General features: G+C 28.5%; 19 protein-coding genes. All 19 read left to right on the forward strand.

The window, feature by feature from the left end; genetic code table 11:
* Positions 1-65: 65 nt before the first annotated feature.
* The 19 genes from I4U66_RS03660 to I4U66_RS03750 all read left to right on the forward strand — a co-directional run bounded on the left by I4U66_RS03660 (position 66) and on the right by I4U66_RS03750 (position 17,860).
* Entirely contained in the window at positions 66-542 is a 477-nt protein-coding gene (locus tag I4U66_RS03660; protein ID WP_092924181.1) for a hypothetical protein, read from the forward strand.
* 2 nt (positions 543-544) lie between these two features.
* Positions 545-1,210, forward strand: a complete 666-nt coding sequence (locus I4U66_RS03665) for an accessory gene regulator ArgB-like protein (RefSeq protein ID WP_092924184.1) — start codon at positions 545-547, stop codon at positions 1,208-1,210.
* A gap of 39 nt (positions 1,211-1,249) precedes the next feature.
* Entirely contained in the window at positions 1,250-1,369 is a 120-nt protein-coding gene (locus I4U66_RS03670) for a cyclic lactone autoinducer peptide (RefSeq protein WP_092924187.1), read from the forward strand.
* A 65-nt stretch (positions 1,370-1,434) separates the two neighbouring features.
* Positions 1,435-3,108: a bifunctional diguanylate cyclase/phosphohydrolase gene (locus I4U66_RS03675; protein ID WP_195237220.1), complete on the forward strand. Its 1,674-nt coding sequence runs from the start codon at positions 1,435-1,437 to the stop codon at positions 3,106-3,108.
* Positions 3,109-3,177: 69 nt separating this feature from the next.
* Entirely contained in the window at positions 3,178-3,441 is a 264-nt protein-coding gene (locus tag I4U66_RS03680) for a YlmC/YmxH family sporulation protein (RefSeq protein WP_092924192.1), read from the forward strand.
* Between the two features lie 21 nt (positions 3,442-3,462).
* Complete coding sequence (nrdR, locus tag I4U66_RS03685; RefSeq protein ID WP_092924195.1) at positions 3,463-3,921, forward strand: transcriptional regulator NrdR; 459 nt, start codon at positions 3,463-3,465, stop codon at positions 3,919-3,921.
* Between the two features lies 1 nt (position 3,922).
* A complete protein-coding gene (gene pgeF, locus I4U66_RS03690; protein WP_092924198.1) occupies positions 3,923-4,633 on the forward strand; it encodes a peptidoglycan editing factor PgeF in 711 nt (236 codons plus the stop codon).
* Between the two features lie 17 nt (positions 4,634-4,650).
* The gene (locus I4U66_RS03695; RefSeq protein ID WP_092924201.1) at positions 4,651-5,340 is read left to right on the forward strand and encodes a winged helix-turn-helix domain-containing protein; all 690 of its coding nucleotides are present in this window, start codon (positions 4,651-4,653) and stop codon (positions 5,338-5,340) included.
* A gap of 23 nt (positions 5,341-5,363) precedes the next feature.
* Positions 5,364-6,659: a HAMP domain-containing sensor histidine kinase gene (locus tag I4U66_RS03700; RefSeq protein WP_092924204.1), complete on the forward strand. Its 1,296-nt coding sequence runs from the start codon at positions 5,364-5,366 to the stop codon at positions 6,657-6,659.
* 87 nt (positions 6,660-6,746) lie between these two features.
* On the forward strand, positions 6,747-7,676 hold the full coding sequence (locus tag I4U66_RS03705; protein ID WP_092924207.1) for a YIEGIA domain-containing protein: 930 nt from the start codon (positions 6,747-6,749) through the stop codon (positions 7,674-7,676).
* A gap of 18 nt (positions 7,677-7,694) precedes the next feature.
* Entirely contained in the window at positions 7,695-8,624 is a 930-nt protein-coding gene (locus I4U66_RS03710; RefSeq protein WP_092924210.1) for a YIEGIA family protein, read from the forward strand.
* Position 8,625: 1 nt separating this feature from the next.
* Positions 8,626-8,826 carry a capping complex subunit for YIEGIA gene (locus I4U66_RS03715; protein WP_092924213.1) on the forward strand — a complete coding sequence of 67 codons (201 nt, stop codon included), beginning with the start codon at positions 8,626-8,628 and terminating at the stop codon, positions 8,824-8,826.
* A 107-nt stretch (positions 8,827-8,933) separates the two neighbouring features.
* Positions 8,934-10,262 (forward strand): DUF512 domain-containing protein, encoded by a 1,329-nt coding sequence (locus I4U66_RS03720; RefSeq protein ID WP_092924216.1) that lies wholly within the window; start codon positions 8,934-8,936, stop codon positions 10,260-10,262.
* 15 nt (positions 10,263-10,277) lie between these two features.
* Entirely contained in the window at positions 10,278-11,606 is a 1,329-nt protein-coding gene (gene der, locus I4U66_RS03725) for a ribosome biogenesis GTPase Der (protein ID WP_092924219.1), read from the forward strand.
* 24 nt (positions 11,607-11,630) lie between these two features.
* Positions 11,631-12,236, forward strand: coding sequence for a glycerol-3-phosphate 1-O-acyltransferase PlsY (gene plsY / locus I4U66_RS03730; protein WP_092924222.1), 606 nt, complete (start codon positions 11,631-11,633; stop codon positions 12,234-12,236).
* A gap of 24 nt (positions 12,237-12,260) precedes the next feature.
* Positions 12,261-13,283, forward strand: coding sequence for an NAD(P)H-dependent glycerol-3-phosphate dehydrogenase (locus tag I4U66_RS03735; RefSeq protein ID WP_176698648.1), 1,023 nt, complete (start codon positions 12,261-12,263; stop codon positions 13,281-13,283).
* Positions 13,284-13,415: 132 nt separating this feature from the next.
* A complete protein-coding gene (gene spoIVA, locus I4U66_RS03740; RefSeq protein ID WP_092924228.1) occupies positions 13,416-14,888 on the forward strand; it encodes a stage IV sporulation protein A in 1,473 nt (490 codons plus the stop codon).
* Between the two features lie 230 nt (positions 14,889-15,118).
* Positions 15,119-16,600, forward strand: coding sequence for an alanine/glycine:cation symporter family protein (locus tag I4U66_RS03745; RefSeq protein WP_092924231.1), 1,482 nt, complete (start codon positions 15,119-15,121; stop codon positions 16,598-16,600).
* A 171-nt stretch (positions 16,601-16,771) separates the two neighbouring features.
* A complete protein-coding gene (locus I4U66_RS03750; RefSeq protein ID WP_092924234.1) occupies positions 16,772-17,860 on the forward strand; it encodes an HlyD family efflux transporter periplasmic adaptor subunit in 1,089 nt (362 codons plus the stop codon).
* Positions 17,861-17,867: the final 7 nt, after the last annotated feature.

Here is a 17,867-nt window from a genome sequence, read left to right on the forward strand (position 1 = left end):
CTGAGAAAACATTTTTAAAAATTGAAAAATTTTTCTTAATATGTGATAAGAATAGGAGTTAGACCATGTTAACATCATCAATAGGATATATGATATTGCGTACATTTCCAGAAAGTCTAGTAACTATATTTTGTGGGATGTTGCTTATGGGAATAAAATTAGATAATAAAGAAATATTAAAAAAAGGATTTTTATTAGGTGTGATAGTAATAGCGATAAGATCTTTACCTATAAATTTTGGAGTACATACAATATTATCTATGATAGCTTTAGGAATAATGTTATACAAAATGTCAAATGGTGATTTATTAAGAACAGTAATATCAACATGCTTATTTTTTATAGCACTTGCCATGAGTGAAGGGATATATATTTTTATAGCAACAAGTTTATTAAATATACCAATAGAAATTTTAACCAATCAAGACGGACCAATTTCAGCTATAAGAACGTTACCGTCACTTTTAATAGCTATAGGAATTGTATTTTTACTAAAAAAAATAGTTATGGAAAATGTGAACCAATATATTAAGAGGGGATAATTATGGGGATAATAGAGGAGTTATCGTTAAAAGCGTCGAATAAGTTAGGGAAGAAGCTTGATAAAAATGATGAAGAAATAGCAGTTATAAACTATGGGCTATTTACAATATTACATACTAGTTTAGCAATAGTTGTAACGATAATAGTAGGTTTATTAACTAAAACATTAATTGAAATTATGACAATATCTATAACATCCGCTATTTTAAAAAGGTATTCTGGAGGTGTGCATGCAACTAGCCCAGAGAGATGCACTTTAATAGGAGTTATATTAGCATATATACTATCTTATATATCAATAAGTATAATGGATATTGATATGAGTATTACTATATTAATGATAATATCTATAATAGGATTTTCTTATTATATTTTATATAAAAAATGTCCAGTACCATCAAAGAATAAACCTTTGAAAAAAGAAAGTACTAGAAAAAAATTAAGAAAAAAAGCCTTTAATCTAATTAATATATATGTAGTTTTAATTATAATATTACTTAGTATATATTCAATAAACAATGTTACAATTGCAAAAAGTATAGCCTTATCAATGGTACTAGGAATAGGACTTCAAGTGTTTGTATTAACTAGCCTAGGGGGCAGACTTATCAACTTGTTAGATAATTTTTTTAATATAAATAAGTTTTTATCTAAAAATATGTCTTAAATATATTTAGGGCAAAATAAAATGTAAGGGGGAAATAAGATGGATTTCTTATTAGGTTCAGTATCTGATTTATTAACTAAAGTTGCAGAAGGAGCATCAACATATTGTATGCTTATATTCTTTGAACCAGAAGTACCAAAGTCATTAAGAGAAGAATAATAAAAAATCATGAGGATTTACTCCTCATGATTTTAATTTAATAAAGACAATTCTAGGTGAAATCTATGCAAAATTTTGATAAAAAAAGAAATAAAAAAGTTTTTGAGATAATAGTTATACTAAAGGTTATATACGTTATATCAAGTTTATTAGCTATAGCAAGTTTTGTAACTTTTGAAGAACAAGCAAAGGATGCAATAACTATTACAATATCAATAAGTATAATATTAACAATATTAATGGGTTACTTTTTATGGATATCTATTTATACTAAAAATAGAATAGATAAGTCTCCTAAATTTTTAGATTACTTAGAAACATCTATACTGATAGGAATGTTTATAATAGTAGTATTTTTCACAGGAAAAGCAGAAAGTGGATATAAATTACTTAGTATATTTATAGTTATAATATCCTCAATACAGTTTGGGAAAAATTATGGTGTAGCATCTTCTATTATTCAAATAGTAGCAATACTAGCTATTAGTATAATGTTTACAAGTGGAAATGAAGAAATGTTAAGGTTATATTTTGAAAGAGATTTAGTTCTTAGTGCAGCCTTATTTGTTATAGCTATTATACTAGGTATGTATGTTGATACAGAAAGAGAACATAGTAAGGAATTAAGAGAATTAGCAAATAAAGATGAATTAACTGGATTATACAATCATAGGTATTTTCAAGAATATCTTAATAATACACTAATAGAAGCAGATAAAAATGATAAAGAAGTTTCTTTATTATTTATGGATATAGATTACTTTAAAAATTATAATGATGTAAATGGGCATCAAGCTGGGGATTTATTACTTGAAAAGATTGGGAAAATATTAAATGAAAATATGAGAGAAAATGATATAGTTGCAAGGTATGGTGGAGAAGAATTTGCAGCAGTACTTCCTGACACAACAGAAGAGGATGCTATAAAAATTGGTGAAAATATAAGAAATGCAATACAACAGACTGAGTTTGAAGGTCAAGAAAATCAACCAAACAAAAATATTACTATATCAATAGGTGTCTCATCTTATCCAAATAGTGCTATTAATAAACATCAGCTTATAAACACAGCAGATGATGCCTTATATAGAGCAAAATCTTTTAATAAAAATAGAGTAGAGTCATACCACAGTATATTATATGACTTATGCAGAGAAATAAATATACCAGAAGAAACAATAAAATCATTAAAAACATTTATAAATATGATAAATATAAAAGATAGATATACATATGGCCATACAGAGAGAGTGGTTATTTATTGTAAGTGGTTTGCACAGTCTATTGGATTAAGTGAACACGATCAAGCACAAATACAGATAGCAGCATATTTACATGATATTGGTAAGCTAGAAATTCCTGAAGAAGTTTTAAATAAAAAAGGTAGACTTACAGACGAAGAATTTAATATGCTTAGAAATCATCCTCAAGCAGGAGTTGACCTTATACACCATATAGTGCCACTAAAGGATTTTAGATCTATAATAAGACACCATCATGAAAGGTATGATGGGAAAGGTTATCCAGATAAACTTCAAAAAGAGGAGATTCCATATTTGGCAAGAATGATTACTATTGCAGATAGTTTTGACGCAATGACATCTAATAGACCATACAACACAAGGAAGAGCCATGAAGAAGGAATACAAGAATTGAGAGCTAATGCTGGTACTCAATTTGATCCATATTTAGTTGAGAAGTTTATAGAGATGTTAGAAAAATATAAAGATAATTTTTAAAAAATAGCCTATAAAGGTTATTTTTTTTTGTACAAGTACATATTTATTTTTGTAAGGGAGGGGATTATAATGTTAAGAGTATCTGATATAATGGAAAAGGAAATCATAAACATTAAAAATGGAAAAAGAATGGGATTTATAACTGATATAAATTTAGATATAAATGAGGGAAAAATAATGTCTTTTACAGTTAGTGGAGATGGAGGAAGAAGTCTATTTTCAAGAGGTGATGAAGGACAAGTTATATTTTTTAATGATATACTAAAGATAGGTTGTGATACTATAATAGTAAATATAGGTTCAGAACTAAATATAGACGATTTTAATATATAGCCAACAAAGGAGGATATAGATATGCAATGCCCTTACTGCAACTATAAAGAATCTAAAGTAGTAGATTCAAGACATACAGACAGAAAGTCTATAAGAAGAAGAAGAGAGTGTGAATCTTGTAAAAAAAGGTTTACTACTTATGAGAAAATAGAGATGACACCTGTAATGGTAGTTAAAAAAGATAATAACAGAGAATATTTTGATAGAGAAAAGTTAAAAAATGGAATACTAAAGTCTTGTGAAAAAAGACCTGTATCAGTAGAGCAAATAGATGACATAGTATACTATATAGAAAACGAAATAAATAAGCTTTATATATCTGAAATAGAAACTGGGGAAATCGGAGAAATGGTAATGGATAGGCTAAAAGAGGTTGACGAAGTAGCTTATGTTAGATTTGCATCTGTATATAGACAATTCAAGGATATAAATACTTTTGTAGCAGAGCTAAAAAATATATTAACAGAGAAAGGTAACTAGCATGGAAAAATTCATAAGAGTAAATGAAATAGATAAAAATTTAGACTTTGTAAATTTAGCTGTAACTCTTAAAAATGTAGATGCAAAGTCAAAAGATGATATGTTAACTGTTTGTAAAGAAGGGAACTTTAATTTTAAAAACTTAACAAGTAATGTACAAATACATTCAGATATAGTTAATGTAGTTGAAAAGTTTGATATAGGATTAAAGAAGGATGGAGATGCACTTATAACAAACTTAACAAATACTCCACTATTAATATTTACAGCAGATTGTGTTCCAATAGCTTTAATAGACAAGAAAAATAAAGCTATTGGGCTTATCCATGCTGGATGGAGAGGGACTTATTCAAAAATAGTTAAAAATACTATAGATAAAATGATAGAAAAATATAACACTAATCCAAAAGATATAGTAAGTGTTATAGGACCATCTATAGGTAGATGTTGTTATGAAGTTTCAGAAGAGCTTATAGAAAAATTTAACACAATTCTTACAAACAAAGATGAAAAATTTTATATAATAAAAGAAGGGAAGTATCATTTAGATTTATGGAATGTTAATGAACAAATATTAAAAGAATGTAATGTTAAAAAAGAAAACATAATAAACTTAAATATTTGCACAAGTTGTGAAAGTGATAGATTCCATTCTTACAGAAAACATGATAAAACAAATGAAAGAATAGGTATGATACTAGAGATAAAATAAAGAGGTGAATTAATACCATGAAAGTAAAAGTACTTGTTATAGATGATGAAATGCATATAGTAGAGCTTTTAAAGTTCAATTTAGAAATGTCAAACTATGAAGTTGACTATGCATACGACGGAATAGATGGATATATAAAGGCAAGAGAATTAAAGCCTGATTTAATATTATTAGACTGGATGTTACCTAATATAAGTGGTATTGATGTACTTAGAAAGATAAGAAGTGACAAAGAATTAGCTAATACACCAGTTATAATGCTTACTGCTAAAAATATGGAAAATGATAAAGTAGAAGGGCTTGAATTTGGTGCTGATGATTATATGACAAAGCCATTTAGTATAAAAGAACTACTTGCTAGAATAGGTACTGTACTTAGGAGGTGTAATATAAAAGTAAAGACTAAAGAATCTACATTATCTACTGGAGACTTAAAAGTTGATTTAAGTAAACATGAGGTATATAAAGGAAGCGAAAAAATAGAACTTACTCTTAAGGAATTTGAATTATTAAAACTTTTACTAGAAAATAAAGGAAAGGTTCTTTCTAGAAATTATTTATTAGATAAAATATGGGGATATGAGTATTATGGTGAGACAAGAACAGTAGATGTTCATATAAGATATCTTAGAAAAAAAATTGAAAGTGAAAATGAATCGGACAAGTATATTCAGACAATTAGAGGTGTTGGATATAAAATTGATTAAAATATAACTTAGGAGATAACAACATGGAACAGTTAAGTACACTAGGGTATTCTATTTTATTAATATCTATAATAATCTCTATATTGTCAATACGATATACTTTAAGATTAAGAAAGTATTTAGAAGAATTTATATATGTTTCTAAAAAAATAAGTAATAAAGAATTTCATTCGAGAATAAGTAGTACAGCTAAAGGTGATTTAGGTGAATTAAGCAGAAACTTTAATGAAATGATAGAAATAATGGACAAAACCATAAGTGATTTGGACTATAGCAATTTACAAAAAACTTCTATACTAAAAAGTATATCTCATGGAATTTTAGCTATAGATATAGATGGAAATATAATGCTTATAAATGAAGAAGCTAAAAGAATGTTAAAATGTGATAATGGTATATTGGTAGAAGGAAAAAATATAAAAAATGTAATAAAAGAAGAAAAGTTATTAGAAGAAATAAATACGTTTAAAGGTTGGAAGCAAAATAAAACCGATGAACTAAAAATTAATGATGATTTAGTATATAAGGTTAGCATAGACCCAATATATCTTGAAAGTATAAAGCACATAATAATAGGTTCTATAATAAATATACAAGATATAACTGAAAAAGTTAAATTAGAACATATGAGAAGTGATTTTGTAGCAAATGTTAGCCATGAATTAAAAACACCTTTAACATCAATAAGTGGTTTTGTAGAGACCTTAAGGCTAAATGAAAATATTGATGTACAAACTAGAAATCGATTTTTAAGTATAATCGAAACTGAATCAGATAGATTAAAAAGATTGATTGATGATATATTATTACTTTCATTTATCGAAAATAATGAAAAGATAGTTTACGAAGGTGTATCCTTATATAATGTCTTTTTAGAAGTATATGAAATGACTAATTATATAGCGAAATCTAAAAATATAAACTTAACTTATGAGTTTGATGATAAATCGATTGTAGTATTTGCAAATAGAGATTATATAAAACAAGTATTTTTAAATCTAATAGATAATGCAATAAAGTATACTCCAGAAAATCAAGGTAAGACAGTAAAGGTAAGTGTAGGTACAAAACAAGATAAAATCATAATAAAAGTAAAAGATGAAGGTATAGGTATACCTAAAGAAGATATAAATCGTATATTTGAGAGATTTTATAGAGTTGATAAAGCAAGAAGTAAAGAAGTAGGCGGTACAGGTTTAGGTCTTGCTATAATAAAGCATATAGTTAAGTCTTTAGGTGGAACAATAGAAGTAAAAAGTGAATTAAGACATGGTAGTGAATTCATAGTTAATATACCTGAGAAAATTTCCTTTAAATAAAGGAAATTTTTTTTTGTTTTTGCACAAACTATTATCATGATATTTTAAATTAGGAACAATAGTTGTAAAAACAAAGGAGTTGATATGATGGAAGAGAGTGTATTAAGGGAAGGTGTTTTTAGACATTCGTTTATGGTAGCATCTATTCTAGGTATATTATGCAGAGCATTAGTTCTTAGGGTTGTAGATAAACAATATCCAAGAAGGCCTCAGGATTATCTAGAACAAATAATAACATCAGCACTAGCTGCATTTTTAGGAGCAATAGCCCTTCCGGCTCTTTTAGAAAATGAATTCTCTGCATTAACATTTTTTGCAATAGCAATACAACAATTTCAAGGACTGGCAGAGCAAGAAAGAATAACCTTAAAAAATATTGACGAAGCAGAGATAGTGCCAAAAGGATCAGCTTATGTAGAAGAGATAGCTTCGACTTATGAATCTAGATGTTATATAAGTTTACTATCATCATTAATGGCATCAGGCTTATTTATACTATTTAATAACTATTTATTATATGGATTTTTAGTATCAACGATAGCAGCAGCTATAGGTGCTGGAATTATAGGGCTTATAATAAGAAGATATTTAAGAAGAGATAGTATAGCAGATGTAGCAGAAGTTAGAGAAGCTAAGATTCATTTTGATAAATCAGTTCTTAAAGTAAATGGAGTTTATATAGGGAACATAGGTTTAGAAGATACTAGAAATAGATATTTAAATGAAGGATTGGCAATAGAAATAATTCCTAAAAGCTTAGGTGATTTTGGTATAGTAAGTGATATAGGACAAAGACAAGCTATAATACATAATATATTTATTCATATGGGTGTAGATAAAGATGTAGATGAAAAAGACATATTAACTATATCAGAAACAGATTTTGATAAACGTTCAGTAGTAATACCTTTTATTCCAATAATGAAGGATATAGAAACTATGATTGAAATAGCAAGAAGTACTCCTATTATAGAAACAGCAAAAGGCAAAAATAGTGATTACAAAAAAACTATATAAAAATAAAGAGGTGGTATTATGGATACAGCATTTGTAGTGGCCTTATCAATAGGTGTGCTATCTAGGTTAATAATGTTAAATGTAGATAAAAAACAATACCCTACACAACCAAACGTGCTTTTAACACAACTTGTGTTAGCATTTGTAGCTTCAGCATTAGGAGCATTAGTTGTTCCTGCTTTACTAGAGAAGTCATATACATCAATTACATTTTTATCATTGGCAGCAGAACAGTTTAGAAAAGTAAGAGAAAGTAGAAGAAATACACTTCAAAACTTAGAAGATATTCAATTAGTTAAAAGAGGAAGTGCGTTTATAGAAGAAATAGCAAGAACATATGAAGTAAGAAATTATATGTGTATAGTAACATCTTTTTCAACTATATCTTTGTATCATTTTATGATAAAAGAATTTAATATATCTCAAAATAGTAGCTTACTTATAAGTGGGGTATTTGGACTTATATTAGCTATAATACTTAAAAAATTATTAAAAAGAAAGTCTATTGAAGACATAGCAGATGTTCGACAAGTAGAAATAAAATTTGTTGATGAATCAATTCTTCAAGTAGGAGATTTAAAGGGAATAACAAATGTAGGTCTTGAAAGTGATAGACAAAGATATTTAGAAAATGGAATAGGTATAGAAATTATCCCAAAAGACAACAATTATATAAATGCAAGTGTATTATACGATGCAGGACAAAGGCAAGCTATAGTATATAATATATATTCAAGAGTAGGACTTTTTAGAGATGATAATGAACCGGCATTTGTACCTCTTCCAAGAAGACATCCTCAGAAACAAAGTATAATGATAGCTTATGTACCAATAGAGAGAGATGTAGAAAAAGTGTTAGAGGCTGTTAGGTCTTGTCCGATATTATCTAGTTCAAAAGGTAGAAATCTATCTATTAATTATAAAATAGGCGAGAAAGGAAGTGTATAATATGGGAGAAAATATGGGTTTAACAGAATATACATTAGCAGTAATAACTACAGATAAAAATATGAAATTTGGTGGAGGATGTCCTATATTTTATGCAGAGGATGATAAAGATCTTCAACATAAAGCAATGCTTATGGCAAAGAGCGTTGGAGGAATGGTTCATGATATGACAAATGGAACATTAATCGTAGTTAAACATTAAAGGTACCTTTTAGGGTACCTTTTAACTTATTGCAAATATTGACTAATTTCAGCAAACCGTGGTATTATAAAACGATGTAATCATATGGAGAAAAGTGGTGAAAGTTCATGGAAGTAAACGTAAAGAAAATGAATAACGTAGTTAGCAAAGTTTATAATAATAGTATTGCAGAGGAACTAGGAATAGAGGTAGGAGACATACTTATTTCTATAAATGGCCAACCAATACAAGATATAATAGAATATAGATTTTTATTAAGTGATGAATACTTAGAAGTTGAGATACAAAAAATAAATGGTGAAATATATGTATATGAGATAGAAAAAGAATATGATGATGATTTAGGTATAGAATTTTCTAACCCTATAATAGACAAAGCTAAAAGTTGTAGAAATAAATGTGTATTTTGCTTTATAGATCAACTTCCAAAAGGAATGAGAGAAACTCTTTATTTTAAAGATGATGACTCAAGATTATCATTTTTACAAGGTAACTTTGTAACTCTTACAAATATGAGTGAAGAAGATATAGATAAAATAATAAGATACAGAATAAGTCCAATAAATATATCAGTTCATACTACAAACCCAGAACTTAGACAGAAGATGATAAAAAATAAGTTTGCAGGTAAATTATATGATATAATGAAAAGATTAGCAGATGCACAGATACAAATGAACTGTCAAATAGTTTTATGTCCTGGATATAATGATAAAGAAGAATTAGAAAGAACAGTATCTGATTTATCTAAATTATATCCATATGTAAATAGTGCAGCAGCAGTTCCAGTAGGTATAACTAAGCATAGGGATCATTTACCTAACTTAGAGATATTTAACGAGAAAACTGCAAGAGAGACTATAGAACAAGTTGAAAAATTACATGAAAAATATCTAAAGGAATTAGGAACAAGATTTATATTCTTATCAGATGAATTTTATGTAATGGCTAATAAAAAATTATTAGACTATGATGAATATGAAGGATTTATACAATTTGAAAATGGAGTAGGAATGATTAGTAAGCTTGAAAGAGAAATACAAGATCAACTAACTACTTTATCTGAAGAAAAGATAAATATAAAAAAGAAAGTTTCTATAGCAACAGGGCATTCTGCATATGAATTTATATGTAAAATGGCAAAAGAAATAATGGATAAGTGTCCTAATATGGAGATTAACGTTTATAAGATAATAAATAATTTCTTTGGAGAGACAATAACTGTTTCTGGACTTATAACAGCAACAGATATAATGGATCAATTAAAAGGTATAGATTTAGGAGAGACTCTTTATATACCAAGAAGTATGCTAAAAGCAGATGAAGATATATTCTTAGATAATATAACTTTAGAAGAATTAAACAATAAAATGGGAATTGAAGTAATACCTTGCTTAAATGAAGGTAAAGACTTTGTTGATAAAATATTAAAGTAGAGAAGGGAGATTATTATGAGCAATAGCAATAATAGACCGATAGTTGCAGTAGTAGGAAGACCTAATGTTGGTAAATCAACATTATTTAATAAACTAGCAGGAAAAAGAATATCTATAGTAGAAGATACTCCAGGAGTAACTAGAGATAGAATATTCACTGAAGTTGAGTGGTTAGACAGATACTTCACATTAATAGATACAGGTGGTATAGAGCCAGATAATGGAGATATAATACTATCTAAAATGAGAAATCAAGCAATGCTTGCTATGGACATGGCTCACGTTATAATGTTTGTAGTTGATGGAAAGGCAGGACTTACAGCAGCAGATAAAGAAGTTGCACAAATACTTAGAAAGACTAGTAAACCAGTTATATTAGTAGTTAACAAAATAGATAATATAAATCAATTTGATAACATATATGACTTTTATGAATTAGGATTAGGAACTCCATTTGCAATATCTAGTGCTAATGGAATGGGACTTGGAGACTTACTAGATGAAGTAATAGCATTTTTCCCTAAAGGATTAAATACAGAGTATGACGAAGATATAATAAAGATAGCTATAACAGGAAAGCCTAATGCAGGAAAGAGTTCTATAGTTAACAAGATGTTAGGAGAAGAAAGAGTTATAGTAAGTCCAATAGCTGGAACTACTAGAGATGCTGTAGATACTTATCTAGAAAGAGATGGACAACAGTTCATGCTTATAGATACGGCAGGTATAAGAAAGAAAAGTAAGATATATGAAACAGTAGAAAAATATAGTGTTATAAGATCTATGGCAGCAGTAGATAGAGCAGATGTTGTAATGATAGTAATAGATGCAGCAGAAGGTATAACTGAACAAGATACAAAAGTTGCAGGTATAGCACATGATGAAGGTAAAGGATGTATATTCGTTGTTAATAAGTGGGACTTAATAGAAAAAGACAACAAGACTTTAGGAAATTACACAAAAGAAATAAGAGAAAAGTTCCCATTTATGATGTATGCACCAGTGCTATTTGTTTCTGCTAAAACTAATCAAAGAATGAATAAAATATTAGAAACTGCAGAATTTGTAGCAAACGAAAATGCTAAGAGAGTATCAACATCAGCATTAAACGATGTAATAGGTGAAGCTGTAATGTTAAATCAACCACCATCAGACAAAGGAAAGAGATTAAAAATATACTATGGTTCTCAAACAGGAGTTAAGCCACCTAAGTTTACGTTATTTATAAATGACAAGCAGTTAACTCACTTCTCATATCAAAGATATCTTGAAAATAAGATAAGAGAGAACTTTGGATTTGAAGGAACTCCTATACACTTTGAATACAGAGAAAAAAGAAGGTAATAAAATTACTTAAGGGGGATTAGTATGCTTAACTATTTAATAATTTTTATAATTGCTTATCTTTTAGGAAATATATCAACATCATATATTATTGCTAGAAGATTAGCAGGAGTGGACATAAGAACTCAGGGATCGGGAAATGCAGGTTCTACTAATGTACTTAGAACTCTTGGAAAAAAGGCAGGTCTTATGACATTTGTAGGAGACTTATTAAAAGGAATAATAGCCGTATTATTAGCAGGGATAATTGCTAAATATATTGGACTAGACCCACTTACAGCTAAGTATATAGCTGTTGTAGGAGTTGTTAGTGGTCATAACTGGCCAGCATTTTTAGGATTTAAAGGTGGAAAAGGAGTTGCTACATCTTTAGGTTCTATGATAGCAGTTAATCCTATAATGGCCTTAAGCTGCTTTTTAGTATTTTTAATAATAGTTTATATAACTAAATACGTATCACTAGGATCAGTACTTAGTATATCACTTTCTCCAGTAATAATGATATTTAGTCAAAATACAAAAGGTGTACTAGTTACATTATTTTTAACTCTATCAGTTATATATACTCATAGAGCAAATATAAAAAGACTTATAAATAAAACAGAAAGAAAAATTGGAGAAAAAAAATAAAATAGTATCTAGGTGGTGTTTTTAATGGAAAAAGTATGTATTTTAGGAGCTGGAAGTTGGGGAAGTGCATTAGGTTTAGTACTAGCTAAAAAAGGCTATGAAGTAAGCATATGGACTTTAAGTCAAGAACAAGCTGATAAAATAAATAAGACAAAAGAAAATATAGATTATTTACCAGGGGTTTTATTCCCAAATAACATAACACTTACAACATCTTTAGAAGAAGCAGTACTAGACAGTAAAATTATAGTATTAGCAGTACCTTCTCAAGCTATAAGAAGTGTTTCAAGTAGCCTAAAGCCATTTGTAAAAGATGAACAAATAGTAGTAGATGTTGCAAAAGGATTAGAAAGAGGAACTGGGCTTAGACTATCAGAGGTTGTAGCTGAGGAGCTTCCAAATAATCCTTATGTAACTTTATCAGGTCCATCTCATGCAGAAGAAGTTGCAAGAGATATACCTACTACAGTAGTAGTTGCATCAGAAAATTTAGAAGTGGCTCAAACTGTTCAAGATATGTTTATGACACCTAAATTTAGAGTGTATACTAACCCTGACATAGTAGGAGTTGAACTTGGTGGAGCTCTTAAAAATATAATTGCATTTGGTGCAGGTATATGTGATGGTTTAGGATATGGAGATAATGCAAAAGCTGCACTTATGACTAGAGGTATAAGAGAAATAGGAAGATTAGGAGTTAAAATGGGTGCTAATTTATCTACTTTCTCAGGACTATCAGGTATAGGTGATTTAATAGTTACTTGTACAAGTATGCATAGTAGAAATAGAAGAGCAGGAATTCTTATAGGGCAAGGAAAAAGTTTAGAAGAAACTCTTGCTGAAGTTAAAATGGTAGTAGAAGGTATAACTGCTACAGAAGTTGCTTATGATGTTTCTAAAAAGCTAGGTATAGATATGCCAATTACAAGTGCAATATATTCTGTACTTCACGAAGGTGCAAATCCAAATGAAGTAGTAGCAGATTTAATGATGAGAAACAAAACACATGAAATAGAAGAAGTAGTGGAAGATAAGCTAGGATTTTAATCCTAGCTTTTTTATTTTAAAAATTAAAAATGACAAGCATGATTTATATATAAATTTAGAAATTATTAGTAATAATAGGGGACAAATAAAAATATACTTTATTAAGAAACTATATGCAGGAGGGGAAAATTAATGAATAACATATATGAAGACATAGCTAAGAGGACTCAAGGAGATATATATATAGGTGTAGTAGGTCCTGTTAGAACGGGTAAATCTACATTTATAAGAAAGTTTATGGAAAAGTTAGTAATACCGAATATAGAAAATGAATTTAAAAAGGAAAGAACAAAGGATGAAATACCTCAAAGTGGTTCAGGTAAGACAATAATGACAGTAGAACCAAAATTTGTTCCAGCAGATGGAGTGGAGATAAAGGTTAGAGATACTGTAAATTTAAAAGTTAGAATGGTTGATTGTGTTGGGTACATAGTAGATGGAGCTTTAGGACATGAAGAAGATGGTAAACAAAGATTAGTATCAACGCCATGGTCACAAGAAGCTATGACATTTGAGCAAGCAGCAGAGATAGGAACTAAAAAAGTTATAAGAGATCATTCAACATTAGGTATAGTAGTTATAACAGATGGTTCAGTAACAGGTATAGATAGAAAGAGTTATTTACAAGCAGAAGAAAGAGTTATAAATGAGTTAAAGTCTTTAAATAAGCCTTTTGCTATTGTATTAAATACACTTGATCCATACAGTGAAGATATAGAATTATTAAGATCTGAATTAGAAGAAAAGTATGAAGCTCCTATAGTACCATTAAATGTATTAGCTATGGATGAAGAAGATATAGAGAGCGTTATGGAAACAGTACTTTATGATTTTCCATTAAATGAAATAAGAATAAATTTACCTCAATGGATAGAAGGATTAGAGAGAAATCATTGGATAAAAAATAATATAATATTCACATTAAAGCAAAGTATAGAAGAAATTGGAAAGATAAGAGATATAGATAGTATTGTAGCAGGATTTTCAGAGTTAGAATTCTTAGAAGATACATCAGTTGATAATGTTGAACTTGGAGAAGGCGTTATAAGTATAGATTTATCTGCTAAGCAAGATTTATTCTACAATGTATTAGAAGAAAAGAGTGGATTTAAAATAGATGGAGACCATCAACTGCTTAGCTTAGTAACTAAGTTATCTAGAGTTAAAAATGAATATGACAAGATAGAATCTGCTTTAATAGATGCAAAAACAAAAGGCTATGGAGTTGTAGCGCCATCTTTAGAAGAATTAAGCTTAGAGGAACCAGAAATAATAAAACAAGGAAAACAATATGGAGTAAAATTAAGAGCAAATGCACCGTCACTTCATATAATAAAAGCTGATATATCTACAGAGATAGCACCTATAGTTGGAAGCCAAAATCAAGGCGAAGAGATGATAAAATATATGCAAGAGGAATTTGAACAAAATCCTAATGAAATATGGTCATCAAATATGTTTGGAAAATCTTTACATGATTTAGTTAAGGAACAATTACAAAGTAAGCTATATACAATGCCTGAAGAAATAAGAGTTAAGATACAAAAAACTTTACAAAAGATAATAAATGAAGGAAGTAGTAATATAATAACTATATTATTATAAAATACACTGATAAAAATTAGATGGCTAATTAAGATAATATTTAAACGTAGGAAAGGTTAAAAACCTTTCCTATTCTTATATAAGCTTATAATAAAGTTAAAATGATTATATGATAATTTTCTAAATTGTCAGAAAATACTTGGAATTTAAAGAACATATATCCAAAATTAATAATATAATCTATTAAATCAAAAAATTTATAGAATATATATTAAAAAAGGGGGTATGTTATGGAGCGTATTGTTTATGCAATAAATGATATTATTTGGAGTAACTGGTTAGTATTTTTATGTTTAGGTTCAGGTATTTATTTTTCTTTTAGAACCAAATTCTCTCAAATAAGACACCTTAAAGAAATGGTAGCCTTATTATTTAAAGGAGAAAAATCAGCTCAGGGTATTTCATCATTTCAAGCTCTATGTACAGCGCTAGCAGGGCGTATAGGTACCGGTAATATAGCAGGGGTAGCGACGGCTATAGCAATGGGAGGACCAGGAGCACTATTTTGGATGTGGGCAATAGCATTTTTAGGTGCAGGATCAGCATTTGCAGAATCTACATTAGCCCAAGTTTATAAAGAAGAACATGATGGATTATATCGTGGAGGACCAGCATACTATATTGAAAAGGGACTTGGAAATACTAAGTTTTCTAAATGGTACGGCATATTATTTGCATTAGCAACAGTATTAGCAACAGGATTATTACTACCTGGTGTTCAATCTAACTCTATAACAGTAGCAGTAAATAACGCTTTTAAGATAGACCCAATGATAATAACTGTAGTCCTAGTTATATTACTAGCACTTATAATATTTGGTGGAATAAAAAGAATAAGTTCTGCAGCAGAATTAATAGTTCCATTTATGGGAGGGATTTATATATTAATGTCTCTTGTAATAATAGCTGTTAATATAGAACAATTACCAAGTATTATAGAGTTAGTATTTAAGTCTGCATTTGGAGCAGAGCAAGCATTTGCAGGAATAATAGGTTCAACAATAGCTTGGGGAGTAAAACGTGGAGTTTATTCAAATGAAGCAGGTCAAGGAACTGGGCCACAAGCAGCAGCAGCAGCTGAAGTAAGTCATCCAGCTAAGCAAGGTTTAGTTCAAGCATTTTCAGTATATGTAGATACTTTATTTGTATGTTCAGCAACAGGATTTATGATACTTATGACAGGAAGCTATAACGTTCATGGAGTAAATGGAGCTATGATTGTTGAGAATTTACCAGGAGTTGAGATAGGACCTATATATACTCAAACAGCAGTAGACTCGTTGATACCAGGATTTGGGTCAGCCTTTGTATCTATAGCATTATTCTTCTTTGCCTTTACGACTATAATGGCATACTACTATATAGCAGAAGTTAATATTATATATATAAGTAAGAGAATATTTAAAGGAAAAACAACTAAGTTATTTATAAATATACTTAGAGTTATATTATTAGGAGCAGTTGCATTTGGTTGTGTAAAGACAGCATCTCTTGCATGGACTATGGGGGATATAGGTGTTGGAAGTATGGCTTGGTTAAATATAATAGCTATACTTTTATTATCAAATGTAGCCATGAAGTGTTTCAAAGATTATGAAGAACAAATGAAAGCAGGAATACCAAGAGAAGAAAGAACATTTGATCCAATAAAACTTGGGATAAAGAATGCTGATTTCTGGGAAGAAAAAGTTAAAAAGGAATCTAATAAATAAAAAAAAGTGTAGGCTATATAAATTAATAGCCTACACTTTTTTTTATTTATTAGATTGTAAGCAAAATTAAATATATAAGCAAATATTTAAGATTTAGAATCACCACAATAAAAGGAAATATAATATTATTTGAAGAATTAATAAAGTACCTAGATTTAAAGGGGGAAAAGTATGAAAAATAAGAAAATATCTAAAATACTAATACTGGGAATGGTTATATATTTTGTATTTCAAATTAGTATATTTTTAATAGGTAAAAATACCAGGACTATGGCCGTTGAATTAGAAGAAATGGAGCTAAAAATTAATACAAAAGGGCTTGTAATAAAAGATGAGAGTATAATTGTATCAAATGAAGATGGAACGTTTAAAAATCTACATGAAGAAGGAGAAAAAGTACAAAAATCAGAAAATATAGGATATATATATAAGGATATAGATATAGAAAAAATAAATTCAGATATAGAAAACTTAGACAAAGAAATAAACAAGTTAAAGGAACAAATAGATAGCCAAGATAATAGTACATTAAAACATATCACAGCTAATCAGTTAGAAAATAGTAAGAATAAAAAAGCAATTCTAGAAAAAAAGGCAAAAAGTTCTACCTCTTATGTAAAAGCTGATATATCAGGAGTAATATCCTATAAAATAGATGGAAATGAAGGAAAGTATAATACAGATAGTATAGATTATTTAACTAAATATGATATAGAGAATATTAATAATAACTATACAGATATAAATTTAAATGACAAAAAAGTCAAAGAAAATGATCCAGTATTTAAAATAGTCAATCCAAATGATGTATATATAGCAGTATGTATAGAAGAAAAGTATAGGAAATATTTTGAAGTAGGTAATAAGATTGAAATATCTTTTAATGAAGAAATATTAGATGGTAAGGTTAATAAGATTAAAAAAGATAATGATGATATCATAGTAATACTAAAAATAACTAGCCAAAATATAGGAATTTATGATACAAGAGTAGAAGAATTTGATATAATATATAAGCATATAGAAGGTTTTAAGATACCAAAAAAATCTATAAAATCAGTAGACAAGAAAAAAGGGGTATATATAGTAAATCAGCAAACTAACAATATGGAATTTGTTGAATTAAGTGATGTTGCCTATGAAGCTAATGATTATATATTCGTAAAAAATGATAGTAGCGATAAAGAAAAAGTGATTGCATTGCATGATGAGGTTGTATTAAACCCAAATATTATAAATAAGAAAATAAAAATAAAGTAGGTGATAA

It is taken from the genome of Romboutsia sp. D33t1_170424_H2, assembly GCF_015669105.1.
GTDB classification, from domain to species: domain Bacteria; phylum Bacillota; class Clostridia; order Peptostreptococcales; family Peptostreptococcaceae; genus Romboutsia_C; species Romboutsia_C hominis.

What these genes read in the sequence shown, in the direction of transcription:
- I4U66_RS03660 (WP_092924181.1), top strand. Translation starts at nt 66, where the DNA reads ATGTTAACATCATCAATAGGATATATGATATTGCGTACATTTCCAGAA.
- I4U66_RS03665 (WP_092924184.1), top strand. Translation starts at nt 545, where the DNA reads ATGGGGATAATAGAGGAGTTATCGTTAAAAGCGTCGAATAAGTTAGGG.
- I4U66_RS03670 (WP_092924187.1), top strand. Translation starts at nt 1,250, where the DNA reads ATGGATTTCTTATTAGGTTCAGTATCTGATTTATTAACTAAAGTTGCA.
- I4U66_RS03675 (WP_195237220.1), top strand. Translation starts at nt 1,435, where the DNA reads ATGCAAAATTTTGATAAAAAAAGAAATAAAAAAGTTTTTGAGATAATA.
- I4U66_RS03680 (WP_092924192.1), top strand. Translation starts at nt 3,178, where the DNA reads ATGTTAAGAGTATCTGATATAATGGAAAAGGAAATCATAAACATTAAA.
- nrdR (WP_092924195.1), top strand. Translation starts at nt 3,463, where the DNA reads ATGCAATGCCCTTACTGCAACTATAAAGAATCTAAAGTAGTAGATTCA.
- pgeF (WP_092924198.1), top strand. Translation starts at nt 3,923, where the DNA reads ATGGAAAAATTCATAAGAGTAAATGAAATAGATAAAAATTTAGACTTT.
- I4U66_RS03695 (WP_092924201.1), top strand. Translation starts at nt 4,651, where the DNA reads ATGAAAGTAAAAGTACTTGTTATAGATGATGAAATGCATATAGTAGAG.
- I4U66_RS03700 (WP_092924204.1), top strand. Translation starts at nt 5,364, where the DNA reads ATGGAACAGTTAAGTACACTAGGGTATTCTATTTTATTAATATCTATA.
- I4U66_RS03705 (WP_092924207.1), top strand. Translation starts at nt 6,747, where the DNA reads ATGGAAGAGAGTGTATTAAGGGAAGGTGTTTTTAGACATTCGTTTATG.
- I4U66_RS03710 (WP_092924210.1), top strand. Translation starts at nt 7,695, where the DNA reads ATGGATACAGCATTTGTAGTGGCCTTATCAATAGGTGTGCTATCTAGG.
- I4U66_RS03715 (WP_092924213.1), top strand. Translation starts at nt 8,626, where the DNA reads ATGGGAGAAAATATGGGTTTAACAGAATATACATTAGCAGTAATAACT.
- I4U66_RS03720 (WP_092924216.1), top strand. Translation starts at nt 8,934, where the DNA reads ATGGAAGTAAACGTAAAGAAAATGAATAACGTAGTTAGCAAAGTTTAT.
- der (WP_092924219.1), top strand. Translation starts at nt 10,278, where the DNA reads ATGAGCAATAGCAATAATAGACCGATAGTTGCAGTAGTAGGAAGACCT.
- plsY (WP_092924222.1), top strand. Translation starts at nt 11,631, where the DNA reads ATGCTTAACTATTTAATAATTTTTATAATTGCTTATCTTTTAGGAAAT.
- I4U66_RS03735 (WP_176698648.1), top strand. Translation starts at nt 12,261, where the DNA reads ATGGAAAAAGTATGTATTTTAGGAGCTGGAAGTTGGGGAAGTGCATTA.
- spoIVA (WP_092924228.1), top strand. Translation starts at nt 13,416, where the DNA reads ATGAATAACATATATGAAGACATAGCTAAGAGGACTCAAGGAGATATA.
- I4U66_RS03745 (WP_092924231.1), top strand. Translation starts at nt 15,119, where the DNA reads ATGGAGCGTATTGTTTATGCAATAAATGATATTATTTGGAGTAACTGG.
- I4U66_RS03750 (WP_092924234.1), top strand. Translation starts at nt 16,772, where the DNA reads ATGAAAAATAAGAAAATATCTAAAATACTAATACTGGGAATGGTTATA.